The 17,143-nt window shown below is 35.9% G+C and carries 22 protein-coding genes and 1 pseudogene; 3 read left to right on the forward strand and 20 right to left on the reverse strand.

All coding sequences use genetic code 11. The features are described from left to right. Nucleotides 1-12 precede the first annotated feature (12 nt). The 13 genes from B5473_RS17045 to B5473_RS17105 form a co-directional block, all read right to left on the reverse strand. On the reverse strand, nucleotides 13-885 hold the full coding sequence (locus B5473_RS17045) for a pirin family protein (RefSeq protein WP_079527327.1): 873 nt from the start codon (nucleotides 883-885) through the stop codon (nucleotides 13-15). A 66-nt stretch (nucleotides 886-951) separates the two neighbouring features. Further along, nucleotides 952-1,374 carry a VOC family protein gene (locus B5473_RS17050; protein ID WP_079527329.1) on the reverse strand — a complete coding sequence of 141 codons (423 nt, stop codon included), beginning with the start codon at nucleotides 1,372-1,374 and terminating at the stop codon, nucleotides 952-954. Nucleotides 1,375-1,417: 43 nt separating this feature from the next. Continuing rightward, complete coding sequence (locus tag B5473_RS17055) at nucleotides 1,418-1,894, reverse strand: helix-hairpin-helix domain-containing protein (protein ID WP_079527331.1); 477 nt, start codon at nucleotides 1,892-1,894, stop codon at nucleotides 1,418-1,420. Between the two features lie 84 nt (nucleotides 1,895-1,978). Further along, nucleotides 1,979-2,752 carry a class I SAM-dependent methyltransferase gene (locus B5473_RS17060; RefSeq protein WP_079527333.1) on the reverse strand — a complete coding sequence of 258 codons (774 nt, stop codon included), beginning with the start codon at nucleotides 2,750-2,752 and terminating at the stop codon, nucleotides 1,979-1,981. Nucleotides 2,753-2,865: 113 nt separating this feature from the next. Next, the gene (locus B5473_RS17065) at nucleotides 2,866-3,363 is read right to left on the reverse strand and encodes a GNAT family N-acetyltransferase (RefSeq protein ID WP_079527335.1); all 498 of its coding nucleotides are present in this window, start codon (nucleotides 3,361-3,363) and stop codon (nucleotides 2,866-2,868) included. A 142-nt stretch (nucleotides 3,364-3,505) separates the two neighbouring features. Continuing rightward, the gene (locus tag B5473_RS17070) at nucleotides 3,506-4,228 is read right to left on the reverse strand and encodes a DUF5694 domain-containing protein (RefSeq protein ID WP_079527337.1); all 723 of its coding nucleotides are present in this window, start codon (nucleotides 4,226-4,228) and stop codon (nucleotides 3,506-3,508) included. A gap of 71 nt (nucleotides 4,229-4,299) precedes the next feature. After that, complete coding sequence (locus B5473_RS17075) at nucleotides 4,300-4,755, reverse strand: SRPBCC family protein (RefSeq protein ID WP_079528787.1); 456 nt, start codon at nucleotides 4,753-4,755, stop codon at nucleotides 4,300-4,302. Nucleotides 4,756-4,798: 43 nt separating this feature from the next. Further along, a complete protein-coding gene (locus B5473_RS17080) occupies nucleotides 4,799-5,230 on the reverse strand; it encodes a hypothetical protein (protein ID WP_079527340.1) in 432 nt (143 codons plus the stop codon). Nucleotides 5,231-5,284: 54 nt separating this feature from the next. Next, on the reverse strand, nucleotides 5,285-5,743 hold the full coding sequence (locus B5473_RS17085) for a GNAT family N-acetyltransferase (protein WP_079527342.1): 459 nt from the start codon (nucleotides 5,741-5,743) through the stop codon (nucleotides 5,285-5,287). Nucleotides 5,744-5,876: 133 nt separating this feature from the next. Continuing rightward, entirely contained in the window at nucleotides 5,877-6,554 is a 678-nt protein-coding gene (locus B5473_RS17090) for a hypothetical protein (protein ID WP_079527344.1), read from the reverse strand. A 105-nt stretch (nucleotides 6,555-6,659) separates the two neighbouring features. Next, a complete protein-coding gene (locus B5473_RS17095) occupies nucleotides 6,660-7,094 on the reverse strand; it encodes a DMT family transporter (protein WP_176142133.1) in 435 nt (144 codons plus the stop codon). A 75-nt stretch (nucleotides 7,095-7,169) separates the two neighbouring features. Next, nucleotides 7,170-7,466: a hypothetical protein gene (locus B5473_RS17100; protein ID WP_079527349.1), complete on the reverse strand. Its 297-nt coding sequence runs from the start codon at nucleotides 7,464-7,466 to the stop codon at nucleotides 7,170-7,172. Between the two features lie 314 nt (nucleotides 7,467-7,780). Continuing rightward, entirely contained in the window at nucleotides 7,781-8,314 is a 534-nt protein-coding gene (locus B5473_RS17105) for a helicase (protein ID WP_079527351.1), read from the reverse strand. 188 nt (nucleotides 8,315-8,502) lie between these two features. Between B5473_RS17105 and B5473_RS17110 the strand changes: the two genes are divergently transcribed. Continuing rightward, the gene (locus B5473_RS17110) at nucleotides 8,503-9,150 is read left to right on the forward strand and encodes a DUF421 domain-containing protein (protein WP_079527353.1); all 648 of its coding nucleotides are present in this window, start codon (nucleotides 8,503-8,505) and stop codon (nucleotides 9,148-9,150) included. A gap of 79 nt (nucleotides 9,151-9,229) precedes the next feature. On the opposite strand, the gene B5473_RS17115 is transcribed toward B5473_RS17110, so the two are convergent. The 3 genes from B5473_RS17115 to B5473_RS17125 form a co-directional block, all read right to left on the reverse strand. Further along, nucleotides 9,230-9,760, reverse strand: a complete 531-nt coding sequence (locus B5473_RS17115) for a D-glycero-alpha-D-manno-heptose-1,7-bisphosphate 7-phosphatase (protein WP_079527355.1) — start codon at nucleotides 9,758-9,760, stop codon at nucleotides 9,230-9,232. A gap of 187 nt (nucleotides 9,761-9,947) precedes the next feature. Next, nucleotides 9,948-10,892, reverse strand: coding sequence for an alpha/beta hydrolase (locus B5473_RS17120; protein WP_079527357.1), 945 nt, complete (start codon nucleotides 10,890-10,892; stop codon nucleotides 9,948-9,950). A 50-nt stretch (nucleotides 10,893-10,942) separates the two neighbouring features. Then, entirely contained in the window at nucleotides 10,943-12,589 is a 1,647-nt protein-coding gene (locus tag B5473_RS17125; protein WP_079527359.1) for a flavin-containing monooxygenase, read from the reverse strand. Nucleotides 12,590-12,843: 254 nt separating this feature from the next. On the opposite strand from B5473_RS17125, the pseudogene B5473_RS17130 reads away from it, so the two are divergent. Both B5473_RS17130 and B5473_RS17135 read left to right on the forward strand, forming a co-directional pair. Next, nucleotides 12,844-13,684, forward strand: a pseudogene (locus B5473_RS17130) (sialate O-acetylesterase). Further along, nucleotides 13,681-14,217 carry a PadR family transcriptional regulator gene (locus tag B5473_RS17135; protein ID WP_079527361.1) on the forward strand — a complete coding sequence of 179 codons (537 nt, stop codon included), beginning with the start codon at nucleotides 13,681-13,683 and terminating at the stop codon, nucleotides 14,215-14,217. Before B5473_RS17130 ends, B5473_RS17135 begins: the two are co-directional and overlap by 4 nt. A 102-nt stretch (nucleotides 14,218-14,319) precedes the next feature. Here the strand turns inward: B5473_RS17135 and B5473_RS17140 are convergent, their stop codons facing one another. From B5473_RS17140 to B5473_RS17155, 4 genes are all read right to left on the reverse strand, one after another. Then, complete coding sequence (locus B5473_RS17140) at nucleotides 14,320-15,237, reverse strand: phosphotransferase (RefSeq protein WP_079527364.1); 918 nt, start codon at nucleotides 15,235-15,237, stop codon at nucleotides 14,320-14,322. A 150-nt stretch (nucleotides 15,238-15,387) separates the two neighbouring features. Next, nucleotides 15,388-15,873, reverse strand: coding sequence for an HIT family protein (locus B5473_RS17145; protein WP_079527366.1), 486 nt, complete (start codon nucleotides 15,871-15,873; stop codon nucleotides 15,388-15,390). A gap of 88 nt (nucleotides 15,874-15,961) precedes the next feature. After that, on the reverse strand, nucleotides 15,962-16,438 hold the full coding sequence (locus tag B5473_RS17150) for a GNAT family N-acetyltransferase (protein ID WP_079527368.1): 477 nt from the start codon (nucleotides 16,436-16,438) through the stop codon (nucleotides 15,962-15,964). A gap of 154 nt (nucleotides 16,439-16,592) precedes the next feature. After that, on the reverse strand, nucleotides 16,593-17,141 hold the full coding sequence (locus tag B5473_RS17155) for a hypothetical protein (protein ID WP_079527370.1): 549 nt from the start codon (nucleotides 17,139-17,141) through the stop codon (nucleotides 16,593-16,595). Nucleotides 17,142-17,143 lie beyond the last annotated feature (2 nt).

Raw genomic sequence — 17,143 nt, forward strand, 5'->3', positions numbered from 1 at the left:
TGGTTCATATTTTTACTTTCTTACAGCTGGTGGACCAAATTTACCTAGCTGTAAATCACGGAATGCTTCTCTAATTTCTTCTTTTGAATTCATCACAAACGGTCCGCCTAGAGCGATTTCTTCTCTAATAGGGACACCTGAATAAATTAAAACTTTAGACCTTGTTGATGCTTTAATTTTTAATTCGCTCGAATTGTCTTCAGAACCAGCTTCGTTAAATGAGATCGTAGCAGCTCCAGTTTTTGCGATCTTTGTCTTGCTTTCCCCAAATTCCATTTCTCCTGCCAACATAAACAGGAAAGAGTTATGGTTTTCGGGTAAAACATGTGTGTATTCAGCACCTTCACGAAGAGTAATTTCTGTCATCGTAATCGGAACTAGACTTTGCATTGGTCCTGTTACACCTGCAATATTCCCTGAATAAACTCGAACGAATCCGCCATCGATATTAACTACAGGTGCATCTTCAACAAAAATATTTTGATAAGACGTTTCTGTATGTTTTAAACTTTTCGGCAGGTTCAGCCATAGCTGTAATGTATGAATCAAGTCGTCCTCGAACGCTTCTTCCGCATGTCTAGCTGCCCAGCCGGCATTCATATATTGAACATCCCCGGCATTTAAAATGCTGTAACCTCCAGCGTTATCAATATGTTCGAGTCTGCCATCTACAACATATGTTACAGTTTGAAAGCCGCGGTGTGGGTGATCAGAGAAAACACCGCGCTTATACCAATCTTCCGCCATTAAAATAAATGGATCGAATTCAGCGCTATGATTAGGGTGAAGAATGAATCCTTGTTGGATATGAGGATATCCATTGTTGTTGTACTCCGGATACCAAAAACTTTTAATATCTCTTTGAAAAGCTGCATTAGTTGCCATTTCTATTCCTCCCACCAAGGTTGCTATGAAAATGTACTATATAAGTAGAAATCTTCCAATTAAAGTTTATCGCATTTTCTCAGCTAACTCTAAAATTATGCCTTCAGGTCCCTGAACAAAACATAATTTATATAGATTATTGTAGTTTTGGATTTCACTAATAATTTCCGCGCCTTTCTTATTCAATTTAGCAACGATCGATTCAATATCATCAACTGCAAAGGCGATATGGTTTTTTGAAGATTGCTGAATACTTTCTATCTCTGAGACTGTATGAAACTTGACCAGCTCTAAATTAGCCTGCCCATCCGGCATCCCTAAGAGGACAATGGTTGCTTTCACATCAGTTAGACCGATGATCCGCTCTGCCCATTTTCCATCCACTTCCCCTTCACCAAGCACTTCCAGTCCAAATTCGATGAAAAACTCTTTAACCGACGTAAGATCGTTTACTATAATCCCTACATGATCTATCTTGTGAATTTTCATATTTAGTTCCCCTTTGATCCTGATTGATAGTTCTATATACCACTTATTTGTCTTTAGTTTTCTTGTCATGCCAAGGTGTCTTTGGCCTTGAATCAGGGTATCCATTTACCTCCCGATATTGTTTCCGTTCATCTGTAAAATGCCACCAACTTTTTTCGCTGTCTGAATGGTTAGCGTGATGTACGATACATCTTAACGAATCCTCTACACATGGGTCTTCCCAAAAACCGAAGTGTTCCTCCAATCGATTAGTTAATTCAGCACCATTTTCGTTTTTCAATTCCTCTAAAGAATAAAAACCTAATTCAGTAACCCTTTGAGCCAACTTAGGCCCAATAGAAGGAATTGCCTGGAATTGAGCTAGTCCACGGAGGTACTTAGAACGGTCGGGAGTTGATCGTAGACATTCAGTTAATTGTGTTATGTCCATAAGTGCGATTTCATTTAATTTCACTTTGCACTTTCTTAAATTGATTCTTTCTTCAGATGTTAAAGGAAGCTTTGGAGAGGACTTTTTCATCTATATTCACCTAACTTATACTTAATTATTTCAATTAGTTATTTACTTACTTCTACAATATAAAACAATGGAAGAGTAAACTACTTATTTTATTCCGACTACACGAATCCTTTTATAATCTGCCATCCAAATGCCTTCACGATACAAAATATCCTTTAAGTTTATTTCTACATTAGCGATTATGTGATCTTTTATTTGTTCGGGTATGCCATCAAATAACATATTGCCAAACATTTCAATCCAATTTCTCAAGCCATTTTCTCCATCTAGAGGCGTTGGTCGATCGTATAGTTGGGCAAAAATCACGTGGAATCCTGCCTCTTCCAACAGCTTCGAATACTCCGCAATACTTGGATAATACCATGGGAATTGTGTTGCTTTAAATTCAAAGCCTGCATTTTTTATTTGTTGAATAATTTCATCTGTAATTGTTTGTACATTGCCTTTTCCTCCAAATTCAGCAACCATTCTGCCGCCTTGTTTTAAGCTTTCATAAATACATTGCACAGCTTCTTTCGGCGGGTGCACCCAATGGAGTGTTGCGTTTGAAAATACCGCATCAAATTCATTTTGATAGGTTAATTGGGTAGCATCTTGAACAGTAAATGGAATCTGCGGGTATTTACTAGTCGCCAGTTTCACCATATTTTCAGATTTGTCGACACCTACCACTTCCACGCCACCCTCAAATAAAGTATTTGCTAAATCTCCTGTTCCACAACCAAGATCCAGTATTCGCTCTTCTTCCTTTGGAGCTAACAATTGCACTAAACTATTGCCATATTGTGAAACAAACGCGTGCTTACCATCGTATAGACTTGCATTCCAATGATCTTCTGTACTTTTTGATGTCTTCATATTATTCACTCGATTCTATATAAATTTGTTAGTTTTATTATAATGGAAAATAATGTTATTGAATAACCGAAAATAAAAAGAGGATTTCACATTACAATGAAATCCCCCAATAATTAATCCATATTCTCTTGCAGTTTGACCATGTTATACCAGCTAACTCCACCATGCTGTGATTCAGAAATGCCATAGTTTACAAAGCCAAGTTTTTCATAAAAAGACACCAATTCCTGTTTGCATGTTAACGTAATTCCTTGTCGCTCATTTTCTTTGACAAGCTGCTCCATTTTATTGAGTAACATCCGCGCAATTCCTTGATTTCTTGCTTTTTTAGAAACAGCTACGCCTAATATACTTTGGTAGCCACCCTTTTTTGGATTTTCATTAATTTCTTCAAAAAGGTCATCCGTTATGTATAACTGAGGGATTACAGGGCCGTTAATGTAACCAATGATCTCTCCATCTCTTTCAGCGACAATAAACGTATCCACGATCAGATGAATTCTTTCCACGAAGGCCTCCCTTGTGGCAGCCTCTTCTTTTGTAAATCCTTCATTTTCTATAACGACCAGTTCTTCTAAGTCTGTTTTTTGCACATTTCTTAATGTAATCATGTTGTTCCAAACTCCTTTATATAGCCATTTACTTGTTTTCTAATTGCCTTTCGAGTGCCTCAACTCGTTTTTCTAATGAATACAATTCGATTTTTAATGCTGCATTTTTTTGTTTGTTGATCTTTTCGGTACCCAATTTATATTATTCTGACCAATCTCCGTACTGAATGACTTTAATTGCTTTGTCATCTTCCAACTGTTGTTTAAGCAGGTAGTTATGACCACTTCCATATAAAATAACAGCCCGCTTTGTTTCAGGAAGAATGGATTTTTTAATATTACGAACGATTCTTAAATTACGGTAATACCAATATTTCGTTACCCATTCAAATGCAATTTCATCATCGAGCTGCATAAAATCCAAATATACTTGATGATCATTTACTATGTTTTCATATGAATTTATGTGTTTGTACAGTTCAATAATATCCCCTTGCTGAATTATAGTGGAGAGCTTCTCAAGCACCATTTTCATACGCCCCATTATTTCATCGAACACTGCCTTTGATTTTCCTTCTGCAACGAGGCTTAAATCGATCGACTCTTCCGGCTGCTCGTTCCAATCCACTGCATAAATGGCATCATGTCCAAGCATTTTAGCTAACCGGAATCCAATTTGGTAAATCTCATTTTTCTTAAATGCTTCATTTATTTCATCTACTTCTGCCGAGCTATAAATTGAAGTTAGATGTTCTTGTAGATGAATTGGATATTCAACAAAGACTTGATCCGCTTGGAACTTTGCAAGATCAATAGCCAACTGTTCAAAATCGCTATCGCTATATTTACTTTTGTCCTTTTCCGATAATGTGTTCAAGTCGGATGTATCGGCTAGGTGAAACGTTCCAACTAATAGAATTTCCATTTTGAAGCTCCTTTTTTATTTTTTTTTATAAAATAAGCAACTACTTTGCAATTAAGGCATTTGGATATAAGTTATTCATTAATTTCTGCAAGCTTTTTCAATTCTGCTGCTCGATTTATAATGAAGCTTTCCATATATCTGTACAAAAACAATTTGTCAGCGATACTTCCTAATGGACCAAATGGCGACTTATATTCAAATATATCGATCATTAAAGTGCCGTCTTTTTCTTCTACAAATTTGTGAGTATGGGTAAATGATTTAAATGCGCCTTTCACCATTATGTCCACAAATATAGTTGGTTGTTGCATATGCGTTACCTTTGCCGTCAGTTTTTGTTTAATACCGAAGTGAGTTGCTTCCCAAGTAACGGAGTCACCCTCATTTAATAAACCATGTGTTACCCCACCAACAGCCTTTTCCTTCGTTTTCGCCGTCGTCTTTATATGAATGTCGACGTTTCTGGCAAGGTCAAAACATACTTCTATTGGTGCATTTACAAACTGCTTGTGGATAATAATCGGCATCGGCATAGAACTCTCCTTAATAAAACAAACTACTTGCTTTATGTCATTCAAATAACCGTTCAACGGATTTCAAAACTGAATCATCTACTAAAGTATAATTGTTAGAGTAGTTATTATGATCTTTGTAATCATAAAGTGAAAAAGTAAGTGAGTTACTCATTCTAATTCCTACAAACCTATTTCCGTCCTCTTTAATATTAATCCAATATGATTCTGTAGATTCTTCCTCAACTTTTGCTTCTATTAATTTAGCATTCAGGAGTTCATTAATAAGTTGATGAGACTGACTTCCCTTTAGAATTATAGTTTTATCGTCAAAACTTCTGATTATCTCTATTTTATTTAGTTTAGAAATATCAATTTCTCCTTTTAAGTCTTCTTTCAATGTAGTTGCTTTATTAGAAGAGAAAAGCAAAAAGAATATGAGAATGGATAAAATAATCATAGCTAAAATTGTGATAACTACTTTCTTCAAAAATGTCCCTCCATAATGTTTTAATTTTTTCATTCCTCTCCCTTGCTGCAGACTTCAATCAGATAATAATTTCTTCTCAAAGTAAGTTAAGGATAAATGTTCATTTACTTGGACTTCCTTCGTTATCCGAAATCCATTCTTCTTATAAAGCGTAATTGCTGGCTTATTTTTGGAGCCAGTTGCGACTATGATTATCCTTTTATCGAACTGCCTTTCAATAAAAGTTAACAGTTTCTGTGCGATCCCTTTCCGGAAATGGTCCGGATGAACGATTAATCTATGTATGTCTACTTCATTATCGATAACTTTCACCGATATGGCCGCGCATAGTTCTTCATTTATATAGTAGCCGAAGAAAGTTTCTCCACATTGTTTTAAAGTATTTACTGTATCTTTCAATGGTGGAATATCATCATAACCGATAATTTCTGCTTCTACTTTATAAGATGGCATTTGAATCTCTAAGAGTTTTTCTGCATTTTTTGAAAGACGAATATCAAATTGTTTTATCATAGAAACCCCTCATTCGATTGTATTAGTAATTTTTCATTACTAATTCTATCTAAATTTTAACATAAATTTTCCAGGTAATTTTACATTAATAAAAAAGCACAGATCCTTAGAGATACGCGCTAGTCAAATTATTTTAATTAATTTTTTCTTCTAAATTTAATTCTTTAACAATAGAAGTTACGAGAGTTTTTAACGGAGTCGTGATTGAACTACCTGTCTTTGCTTCAACAAGCTGTGCTGCATCCACCATCGATAATTGAGCAACCGAAATTACCCTATCATCGTTAATAAGTTGTTCTAATATCTTTGATACTTCCTGATTGTATTCTTCTTTTCGTCCTTGCATGATCAGTTCAAACGTATTGTCTAGAACTACAACCTCGATGTTTAGTGTTTTTTGATAAATATCAGTAAAATATGTGAGACGTTCCATTGTTCCCTCAACGGTTGCCGGATTGGTAAAAATTAAAGTCTGGGGTTCCTGAATAGTACAGACGAAATCAAAGAATGGTTCATCCAATTTTATAATTGGTACTGATATGGAAAGTTGGTCTTCCTGTAAAATGGCAATATAGTTTGTACAAGTAATTAAAATAGCATCAATATTCGATTGGGCAATCCATTCTATCTTCTCTTTTACTTTTAGCTGCGCATCTGCTTCATGGAAATTCTGATCTGAAGTTAATCGATCCATTAATCCTGGATCAACAAAATGGACTAATTCGATCTTAAATGGAGCAAGTGCATTTTCTATGTATTCAATATTGGAATAATGGGCGTGTAGGCAACCTAGTCTTTTTTTCAATTTCATTCCACCTGTAATTTATTTCTAATTATTCTATCAGCTTGTGAATACTGATGTCTATTTAAATAAAAAAAATCAGCTTGAAAATACCAAGCTGATTTACGCCATTTATTAAGCTTTATTAAACAAATAAATCCCGACAAACATTAAAGCAAGGGCAATGAATTTAGTCATATTCATTGGATAGGTAACCCCACCAAAAAGTCCAAAGTGATCAATAATTGCACCTACTAAAATCTGACCAATGATAACTGCCATAAAGGTAGCGGCAACTCCAATTAAATTTACAGAAAAGATATTAATGACAATAAAGAATGCGCCTAATAATCCCCCGATTAACTGCCATTTTGGAACAGTAAATACATTTAAAAAATTCCCTTTCCCGAAGAAGAAAGCTAAAAAGAACAAGGCAATCGCCCCTACCATAAAAGAAACGGTTGCGCTTTCCAATACGCCTACTTTCTTACTAAATAAAGCATTGATTTGACTTTGTATTGCAACTGCCGAACCGCCGATCAACGCTAAAAAAGCAATTATCAATTTCATCATCAATAGTTCCTCCTATGTGAAGACCACGAAACAATGTAATATGAATTTATTTAACTAGAATCATTATTTGTCTTAGATAGTTGATTTCATTTGATTTAAATGATGTATATCATGTTCCTTCAAATCTTTTAAGTACTCGTAAAAGGTTAAAGTGGATTGGCCTATCTGTATTGGGTTTAACCAGTCATTTTCAGGAATTAGCTTTATCTGACTTAATAATTCTTGCCGTACATCAATACATTTTTCCAATGTATTTTCTACATCTTCTGTTCTGGCTTGTAAAGAAGATTGGTCATTTAGCTCATCGATACCCGGAGCTTTCGGTAAGTGTTTGCCTGAAAATAAATACGGAATTCTTTGCTGTAACACAAATTCATCCCAAGGGTAAAAGTGACCAACTATTTCTATAATGGACTACTTACCTTCCCCGATCGGCTTTCTTAATAGATTTTCATCAACTGATTTTAAACTATGTATAAAAGTTATGAAGTTTTGATGATGTGCTACTATTTCTGATTTTTCCTTTAGCAAATGAACCACCTCGATTTAGTTATTCGTTACTGAACACGAAAACACCTACAATAAAGGTTCACATTCCAAGATAAATCTACGGAACGCAAACCATTACCTTTACATTGAGTAAGCCCTGTTCCAACTTCACTAATTCAAATTTATCTGATGTATTAATACTCATTGTCTAATTTAAAAATAAACCGGTTATCGGGATTCCACACATGCAAGTTGTCAGCTACATATCCGCGCAGCCATAATACGCCATCAACTTTTCTAACATAAAATCCTTTTGGAAAACTTTCTTCATCACTAATTATTTCTGATGCAATGGTGACTGATCCAGAGGGCGCCTCATTTTTTTGTGAAAGATTCCCTGAATTCCCCTCAACTTGATCTGCATATTCAAGTCGTAGGTAAGGTCCCAGCTCAGGTGGACATAACTGCAAGCCCAGTTCGTTCGCTTGTCTAAAGATTTCAGGTAATGTTGCGCCATATGGAAAGCCAAGGTCCCTAACTGACAGTTCAACTATTTCCAAGCTATAAGTTGTTTCGGTAGTAGTAAACCGATCATCAAATAATAATTTTACACCATATTCGTTCAATGAAATAGAAGATTGTTGCAGTTTTTGAATAAGTTCGGCTTTCGATAGCCCTCCGACTTCAATTGTTTTTGTAATAACAGGACAATCAGGATATATTCGCATTTCTTTCCCTCCTCATTGCTTCGTATAGTTTTTTTACAAAATTGTATTACCAAACCTTTACTATTCATTTCTAGTAAACTCATTAATACTCCTTCATCCCTTTTAAAACAGTGAACGCTAGTGATTTATGACCAGCTTAAATTGGTACGCTTCAGGGTATTCAAAGGATGATAGGAGAGTGAAAATATATGATTACAGCAATTACTATTAAAATTATTGCAGGGTTTATAGCACTTATGGTTGTTATCCGCTTTATCGGAAAAAAAGAGCTTACTGAAGTCACCCCATTCGATTTTGTATTTATCGTTATTCTCGGAGGAACTCTTGAGGAAGGTGTATACGATGAGAAAGTAAAGATGTGGGATGTCCTCTATACAATCGGACTATGGACTGCGCTATATCTTTTAACCGATTTTCTAGTCAGGAAATTTGAAAAACTGCGCCCGATTATTAAAGGAGAACCGTCTTTTCTCGTAAATAATGGGCGATTGGATCTTAAAGAATTAGAGAAAAATAAAATGGAATCCGAACAGCTACGTTCCTTGCTTCGGATACAAGGAGTTTTTTCAATTAGTGAAGTCAAATATGCCCTTTTAGAACCGGGTGGGCAAATTAGCGTATTGAAAAAGGATTTATCCGAGGAAGAAACAGGTGGTGTGTTAACTCACTTGATTATCGATGAAGGGCAGATTGAAGAAAGAGTTCTGGCACAAATCGGGAAAGATAAGCAATGGGTCATTCATCAATTAAAAGAAGAAGGCTATGAAGATATTAAGAAAATCTATTATGCGGAATGGTCTGAGGAAAATGGACTTTATGTTCAGACTTATGATTAATTGTTAGCGGTTGAAAAGTGGCAACATCAGCTGCTACAACGACATTAACCCACAAAGGTACTCCTCTGTGGGTTAGTTTCTACTCATTTTTTATATCACGAATAATCCATTGTGCTGCTTCTTTTAAATTGGGAAACACTGCATCTGCCAATGGATCACTATCACCAATAAAAACGGCTTTTGTCCCGGCTTTTTTACCTGCCTGAATATCTGTATCCGTATCACCAACCATATAGGATTTATCTAAATCAATGTTGTATTTATCACCTAAATCTAAAATCATTTTGCTATTTGGTTTTCTGCATTCACAGCCAGACTTTGGTTTATGAGGACAATAGGCAACCTCATGAATCGTTGCTCCTTTTTTCTTCAGTTGGGCTACCATGTAGTCATGAACTTTCTGTAACTGCTTTTCCTTCATAAAACCTAATCCAATTCCACCCTGATTCGTTACGACAAACACATAGTCAAAATGCTCATTTAAGCTTTTTATGGCTTCTTCTGCTCCAGGTAAAAAATAAAATTGCTTCGGTTCATTTACAAATTTCACTCGCTTAGTCAGCACTTCATTAATTACACCATCTCGATCTAAAAACACTGCTCTTTTCAATCCAACCACACCTTTAATTTTTAGTCTTTATTTTAGTATGATAAAAATTATCGGCTTTAAGCGGTTTTATTACAGATAGTCTGTTTGTTTGGGGAATATTAAACGTTTTTTACTTATAAATACGAAATGGAATAGAAATTTAAAAAAGTGCTGGACACGCAAGGAGTCCAGCACCAGCATTTAGTTTTTATAAAACTTTTTCTTCCTTTGTGAAGGCACGATTTAACGCTTCTGCTGCTTGGTTCACAGCTTGCATCCCTTGTTCTAAAGTACCTGGCATCCAGAAAAAGCCATGAATCATTCCATTATAGCGAGTTGTTTCTACTTGTACTCCCGCTTCTTTCAAACGTTGAGCATAGGCCTCTCCCTCATCACGTAATGGATCGAATTCCGCTGTAATGACCAGTGCAGGAGGTAAGCTGCTTAATTCCGCTGCGAGTAGTGGCGAAGCATACGGATTTTTCCCGTCTTCTTCATCACGTAAATAATGATTCCAAAACCAGACCATACTATCTTTCGTTAACAGATAGCCATCTGCATTGTCGCTATAAGACACTGTTTCATAGGAATGGTTCGTAACAGGATAGATTAACAATTGGTACGCTAATTCGAATTCATTGTTATCACGGGCCATTAAAGCAACGACCGCTGCCAGATTGCCGCCCGCACTGTCGCCGCCAACCGCTACACGGCTAGGGTCTACCTGAATGGATGGCCCATTTTCAACTACCCATTTTGCAGCAGCGTATGCATCATCCGCAGCCGCTGGAAATTTATGCTCTGGTGCTAATCGGTAATCCACAGATACGACAACACAGTTCGCACGATTAGTTAACAGTCGGCATGGAACATCGACAGTATCAAGATCCCCAATTACCCAGCCACCTCCGTGGTAAAAAACGAGTGATGGGAAAGGTCCCTCACCCTCAGGCGTATAAATACGAACAGGAATTTCACCTTCTGGCCCAGGAATTGTCCGATTCTCCACCTTGCCCACAGTTTCAGGTATTCCTGCTAATGCACTGAAATCCGTTGTTAACCTTGCATCCTCCGGGCTCAGGGAACTCATCGGCGGTGCGCCCGCTGCCGCCATTTGCTCTAAAAGAAACTTCGCTTGAGAATCAAGTGCCATATTTATAATTCCTCCTAATAGAATAATAGATTTTAATTATTAATGCCGTTTTAAATCACTTTGTTTGCTTTACCAGAATCTAAAGTAAATCCATCGTAGCCATTTATTGCTACATCGTCGCAGATTTTACGATATACATTATATCCGCCTACATAGATTGGGAAACCTTTTGCCTTCCCTTCAATATTTGCACCCGTATACCAAGATTCTGTCTTCGTATAAAGTGTTGAATCCGCCAGCTCTCTGCAATGCTGACTCCACTTTTCCTCGGATTCTGTTTTTGCTTCAAATACTTCTATCTCATTGTTCCGGAGATGTTCGATACAATCCATTACCCACTCCACATGTTGTTCAATAGCTGCTGGCATATTCCCTAAAACAGAAGGGCTTTCTGGACCAGTAAGCATAAATAGGTTTGGAAATCCTGCTGTTGTTAAACCAAGATATGTTTTAGTCTTGGCACCATTTTCCCATTTTTCTTTTAATGCCACATTATCTCGGCCTCTGATGTCAATTTTAAACAGAGACCCTGTCATTCCATCAAAACCAGTAGCAAAAACGATTACATCTAATTCATACTCACCATCTTCTGTCCGAATGCCATTCGATGTAATTTCTTCAATTCGTGCTTTCTTCACATCTACTAAACGTACATTTTCGCGGTTGTATGTTTCAAAGTAGTCTGTATCAATAATTGCTCGTTTTGTTCCGTAATAATGATCTGGTAATAGTTTTTCGGCTGTTTCCGGATCTTTAACAATCTCTCGGATTTTCGAACGTACAAATTCAGCAACAAGCAAGTTTCCTTCTTCATTTGTAAGGAGGTCATTATATGCGGACAAAACAGCCCATCCGCCCTTTTCCCATGCCGCTTCAAGAAATTCACGGCGTTGTTCAGGCGTGTGATCTAAAACGGAATTTTCACCATATTTGAGTGCCATACCCCCTACGGAATTACGCATTAGCTCTCTCATGCTATGATAGTTTTCTTTTGATTTTTCTAGAAACTCTGCCGTATAAGGATGGTTTTTTGCCGGAACACTATATTGCGGTGTACGTTGGAAAACCGTCAGATGTTTTGCCTCTTTTGCAATAACCGGTATTGACTGAATACCACTTGAACCAGTTCCGACCACACCGACTCGTTTTCCTGTGAAATCTACCTTTTCATGAGGCCAGTGACCAGTATGATACAACTCACCTTCAAAGTTATCCATTCCTTTAATATTTGGGATGTTAGCTGTCGATATGCACCCTACACCTGTGATGAAGTATTTAGCCGATACTTGGTCTCCTTGATCGGTTTTTATGTCCCATCTATTAGTTTCTTCATCAAAGCTTGCTGAGGTAACACGCGTATTAAATTGAATACCAGGACGTAGGTCAAACTTATCCGCCACGAAATTTAAGTACTTTAATATTTCAGGCTGCTCAGGGAATCGTGAAGACCAGGACCATTCTTTATATAGCTCCTCCGAGAAAGTATAGTTATAGCAGATACTTTCTGAGTCACAACGTGCCCCTGGATATCGATTCCAGTACCATGTACCACCAACACCGTCACCCGTCTCGTACACTTTTGTAGATAACCCTGCCTCCCTTAACCGGTAGAGCATGTACAATCCTGAAAAGCCTGCCCCAATAACGACCGCATCAACATGAACAGTTTCTACTTGATGTTCATTAGTGATTCTCATCTGTTACCTCCTTTTATTATGAACAGAACTATTGGCAAGAATAGTAATTCTTGATTACTATCTCTACTATTTAATCTATGAGTACGATTATATGCTTAGACCTAAAAATATTATTTATTTAATAATATTTAACTGCAGTAACTTCCTTAATTAGTCGCTTTGTTCATATGAAATTCCTATACTGTTGACGATAGTCTAATTAGACCTTATAATACGAAAGTCTAATTAGACTATTGCGAAGGAGTGAAAATAAAATGATAAAATCTTTTTTAATGTTAGGGCAATCCAATATGGCAGGACGAGGATTCTTGCATGAGGTAGAACCTATTTATAATGAAAAAATAAAAATGCTTCGCAACGGGCAGTGGCAAATGATGACTGAACCGATTAATTATGACCGCCCTGTCGCTGGTGTAAGTCTAGCAGCATCTTTTGCAGAGGCATGGTCGAAAGCCAACCCGGATGAAGAAATAGGTTTAATTCCTTGCGCAGAAGGTGGCAGTTCCTTGGACGATTGGCATCCACAAGGTACTCTTTTTCAGCACGCTTTGTCAGAAGCCCGATTTGCCCTTAAAACTAGTGAGATCTGCGGTATATTATGGCATCAAGGTGAAAGTGACAGCAATAATTCTTTACATGAAACGTATTATGAAAAGTTATCTCTCATCATAGAGACTTTACGAAAAGAATTAAACCTAAAAAATGTCCCACATCATGGGTGAGCTTGGTGATTTTTTAGGAAAAACAGGTTTTGGAAAGTACTCAACAGAGTACCAGAAAATCAATGAACACTTATACGGATTCGCTCACGAGCACGAACAATGTTATTTTGTAACGGCGGAAGGTCTAACTGCCAATCCGGATGGTATTCATTTGAATGCCGTTTCCCAACGAAAATTTGGTTATCGCTACTACGAAGCATTTTCGAAAAAGTGCCATATTTTAGAACCACTTTCGGATGAAAATCAATCACTAAAAATAAATAATAACTATTCGAAAAGTGAACAAATTTATATTCACAGTATGAATTTGGCTCTAGGTAAAATCACATACACTGAATTCGAAGCACAAATGGCGAAGGTGATGCAATTTTGATTCCTTTACTTATCCTTGGTTTACTGATTCAAAACCCTGGGGCTCATGGATATGAACTGTTAAGCTTAATGGAAAAACGACATTATAAATATATCGTTAACTTTACTAAAGGTTCATTTTATTACAATTTGAAACAACTTGAAGAAAAAGGCTTGATTGAAGAAACACATCAAATAAGGCCATTCAATAATCGTGATATTCATACCTTTGAAATCACGTCTTTAGGAATAGAAGAATTCAATAAATTAATGGACAAATACGGGACTAAATCTGAATATGTAAACTTACAATTTTACGGGGCATTACTCTTTGCAGATGAATTCGATAAAAATAAATTATTAGAATTAATTCAATCACAAATTGATCAAACTGAAGCCAGGATTGCTCTTCTCGATGAATACCTGGCTAACACTAAACAATTACCTGGTAAAATCGATTATTTTCGTCGCATGAACGAAAATTCTCGTTCTCACCATCTAGTAAATTTAAATTGGTTTAAAGAATTGAAGCGAGACATAGAAAACAAGGGATGATTAGGTTTTCTACTTTGTTTATCTTTCAAAAACTTTTTTTTGCTTTTTTACAGACTACCTCCTACCCGGTAAGTAGTGCTAGGTAGTTTTGCCAAGTTTCTTTTAGAGTCTATAGTTAGCACTATCTATCATAAAATGAATTAAGCTCATAAATAATTTTTGTTGAGAGGATTTTTGCCAGTCTTCTTCATACTCTGCCATTAACCACATTACTTCATCTAGAAAGACGTGTTGTTTCGCCTTTTCCCAAAACACTTTTTCTTGATTGGTTAAAACAATAGATTCTTTATATCCCGATAAAAAGATTTCCCATTCATCTATTGTAAAAACCCGATCCGGGGCTTCTTCATGCTCATTATGAAAGAGCAGTAATGCAAGTGCCAGGTCAAAAATTCTTGGTATCCAACCAGCATTATCCGGATCAATCAAATACGGCTCCGGGATTAAAACTAAATTATTTGCTTTAAAATCATGAGGTGTTGCAACATGCGGCAATCCAGCATCGTAAAGTTCCTGTTGATTCGCAACACTTCCTAGTAACTTTGTTTTTAATCCTGGGTCAATTCTAATTCCAGCTTTTTCTGCATGTAGGATAATTGCCTCCATACCCTCTTCCACTTCTTCTTTATTAAAATCATAGACATCGTATTCAAGAAGATTATATTCATTTGAAACATGTGAATAGCTGTGAATCTGTCCCAACATTTTACCAGCTTCATAAATTTCATTGTCTTTGCCTGAGTATTTCTCACCTTCAATAAATGGATAAACCACAAAATTTATATCTTCATATTTTTGCGGATTATCAACTTGTAACTTAACTGGCGTTACAACATTTATCCCCTTATCTTTCAGCATGTTAGTATAAGACATTACACTTTCTGCCCTGCTTTGCGTTCGTTTTACAACAACATCCTGATCGCCATACTTCACTCGGTATACTGGTGAATATGGATAAATGCTTACAGGCTCTTCTTCCACATCAAAATCAAATATATTTAAGATTTGGGTTCCATTCATTACTTTAACCACCTTGTGTTTATAAAAAATCTCCACTGAAAATTGAATATATATATTCAATTTGTTTATTTGCTTCTTCCATAAGTTTAACTAATTCTGAATCGCGTCAGATTTTATGTATCGAAGAAAGCAATTGATCATTATCAAAGATCATTTATTTAATTCTTTTTTTAATAAGTCGATTGCTGTCATTACTTCTTCTTTATTTTTAGAATCATTCATATGGTTGCGGGCATGAAGTAGCGTCGGTCTAACGGACTCGACTGAGCGGCCAAACTCATACATCCACTCATATCTTGGAACCATCCAAGTATGGAAATGGTGTGTAGTATCTTCATTATAAAAGTAATAGACGTACTCGATATTCAATACTTCTCTTTGAGCCTGTCTTATTCTGGTTAACGCCTGAATATAATCTAATTTTTCCTCTTCAGTTAATTCATCAAAAGACTTGATATGTCTTTTAGAAGCTAATATGATTAACCCCTTGATTGGATAAGCTACATCTTGATGGGCGTGAAAATACTTCGTTTCATATACAACTCCGCCATCAGGTTCTATCAAACCAGTTGTTAATGCACAACTTAAACATTTAACCTCAACAATTTTCCCATTTGATAATGTTATTTTCTTAATATAATAACCCCCTTTTACACTCTTAAAAAAACTCCTATTATTTACTTACATAGAAGTTCACATGTGTTTTTTGTTTCCAAGCTTTAACTTAAATGATTTGAGATTTTTCATAAAAAATTATTGTTATCTTTTCGTTTATTATTTTGGATTTACCTGTTTTTTTATAACCTAACTTTTCATAGAGGTGACAAAGCCCTTCTTCCTGCATAATGGTGTCCAACTCCCATAATCTTGCGTCTTGATATATATTCTCTACTATTTCAAAGACTTTTTGAGCAATTCCCTTTCCTTGATGCTCTGGCAAAATAAATATAGGGCTGACACGATAAGATTTATTACTCATTTTTACAATTCTAATGCCACCAATAGTATCTTCTAGATTTTTAATTAAATAATAATCTGTAAATGGTTGCTTGAATCGAGTAATAACTCTTTCTAAAGATTCATTAGCTGGGTTCGTATCGTAGTCCTGGTATTTCTCTAGTAAAGGCATAAATGCTTTCACTTGTATCTCATGAAGCTTAGCCGCGTCATCTAAAGTTGCTTTACATAATGAGACTTCCATAAAATATAAACCTCCTTTATAAAACCTTAATTCATATTTACAAATTTATCCATATCAAAATTAACCCTATACAGCCTGTTTGTTTCGGAAATGAAAAATATCACCTAAATCTTAACTATAATTCTCTATGTAAAAAAACAGCGCTGATTCTAGTTCAGAATCGCGCCTCATTCACTTCCTTCTTATTTGAAAATCCTGTAAAGATAAAACTTGAAATAAACGCAACAGTTGTTACCACAATTCCCATAAATAATCCGATTGCTCTCATAAAAGGATCATCGCCTGGATAGGCAGGCTCTAGTGTGACTAACATATAAATCAATATAAGGGTCAAGATCATATAAAAACTGCTACCGACTGCTGCCATCTTCAAACGATTTCTTCTCGTACCTTGCCAAGTTTTATTAATTATTATCCATAAAAAGATACTTCCAATTACAGCAAGTATCATTACAAGTATGTGTACATACGGAATTAAGAAATAAGTCAGCAAATAAATAATAAGAGCAGTTGAAAAGAAAAGGATGGCATTCATAATAAAAAGAAATATCCCAGCTAACCAATAATTTTGAAACCATCCAGCATTGTTCAACCTAGATATTAGAATATTGTCTTCTCCAAGTAGGTTTATTAATGGCCATTTAAGAAATGTGACAAAGAATACGCCAATAAGACCAATAAATAAGAATAAAGTTAAGGACATAG

It is taken from the genome of Solibacillus isronensis (assembly GCF_900168685.1).
GTDB classification, from domain to species: domain Bacteria; phylum Bacillota; class Bacilli; order Bacillales_A; family Planococcaceae; genus Solibacillus; species Solibacillus isronensis_A.

What these genes read in the sequence shown, in the direction of transcription:
- B5473_RS17075 (WP_079528787.1), bottom strand. Translation starts at nt 4,755, where the DNA reads ATGCCGATTATTATCCACAAGCAGTTTGTAAATGCACCAATAGAAGTA.
- B5473_RS17050 (WP_079527329.1), bottom strand. Translation starts at nt 1,374, where the DNA reads ATGAAAATTCACAAGATAGATCATGTAGGGATTATAGTAAACGATCTT.
- B5473_RS17110 (WP_079527353.1), top strand. Translation starts at nt 8,503, where the DNA reads ATGATTACAGCAATTACTATTAAAATTATTGCAGGGTTTATAGCACTT.
- B5473_RS17120 (WP_079527357.1), bottom strand. Translation starts at nt 10,892, where the DNA reads ATGGCACTTGATTCTCAAGCGAAGTTTCTTTTAGAGCAAATGGCGGCA.
- B5473_RS17065 (WP_079527335.1), bottom strand. Translation starts at nt 3,363, where the DNA reads ATGATTACATTAAGAAATGTGCAAAAAACAGACTTAGAAGAACTGGTC.
- B5473_RS17045 (WP_079527327.1), bottom strand. Translation starts at nt 885, where the DNA reads ATGGCAACTAATGCAGCTTTTCAAAGAGATATTAAAAGTTTTTGGTAT.
- B5473_RS17090 (WP_079527344.1), bottom strand. Translation starts at nt 6,554, where the DNA reads ATGAAATTGAAAAAAAGACTAGGTTGCCTACACGCCCATTATTCCAAT.
- B5473_RS17125 (WP_079527359.1), bottom strand. Translation starts at nt 12,589, where the DNA reads ATGAGAATCACTAATGAACATCAAGTAGAAACTGTTCATGTTGATGCG.
- B5473_RS17105 (WP_079527351.1), bottom strand. Translation starts at nt 8,314, where the DNA reads ATGCGAATATATCCTGATTGTCCTGTTATTACAAAAACAATTGAAGTC.
- B5473_RS17060 (WP_079527333.1), bottom strand. Translation starts at nt 2,752, where the DNA reads ATGAAGACATCAAAAAGTACAGAAGATCATTGGAATGCAAGTCTATAC.
- B5473_RS17070 (WP_079527337.1), bottom strand. Translation starts at nt 4,228, where the DNA reads ATGGAAATTCTATTAGTTGGAACGTTTCACCTAGCCGATACATCCGAC.
- B5473_RS17095 (WP_176142133.1), bottom strand. Translation starts at nt 7,094, where the DNA reads ATGAAATTGATAATTGCTTTTTTAGCGTTGATCGGCGGTTCGGCAGTT.
- B5473_RS17085 (WP_079527342.1), bottom strand. Translation starts at nt 5,743, where the DNA reads ATGATAAAACAATTTGATATTCGTCTTTCAAAAAATGCAGAAAAACTC.
- B5473_RS17140 (WP_079527364.1), bottom strand. Translation starts at nt 15,237, where the DNA reads ATGAATGGAACCCAAATCTTAAATATATTTGATTTTGATGTGGAAGAA.
- B5473_RS17155 (WP_079527370.1), bottom strand. Translation starts at nt 17,141, where the DNA reads ATGTCCTTAACTTTATTCTTATTTATTGGTCTTATTGGCGTATTCTTT.
- B5473_RS17150 (WP_079527368.1), bottom strand. Translation starts at nt 16,438, where the DNA reads ATGGAAGTCTCATTATGTAAAGCAACTTTAGATGACGCGGCTAAGCTT.
- B5473_RS17055 (WP_079527331.1), bottom strand. Translation starts at nt 1,894, where the DNA reads ATGAAAAAGTCCTCTCCAAAGCTTCCTTTAACATCTGAAGAAAGAATC.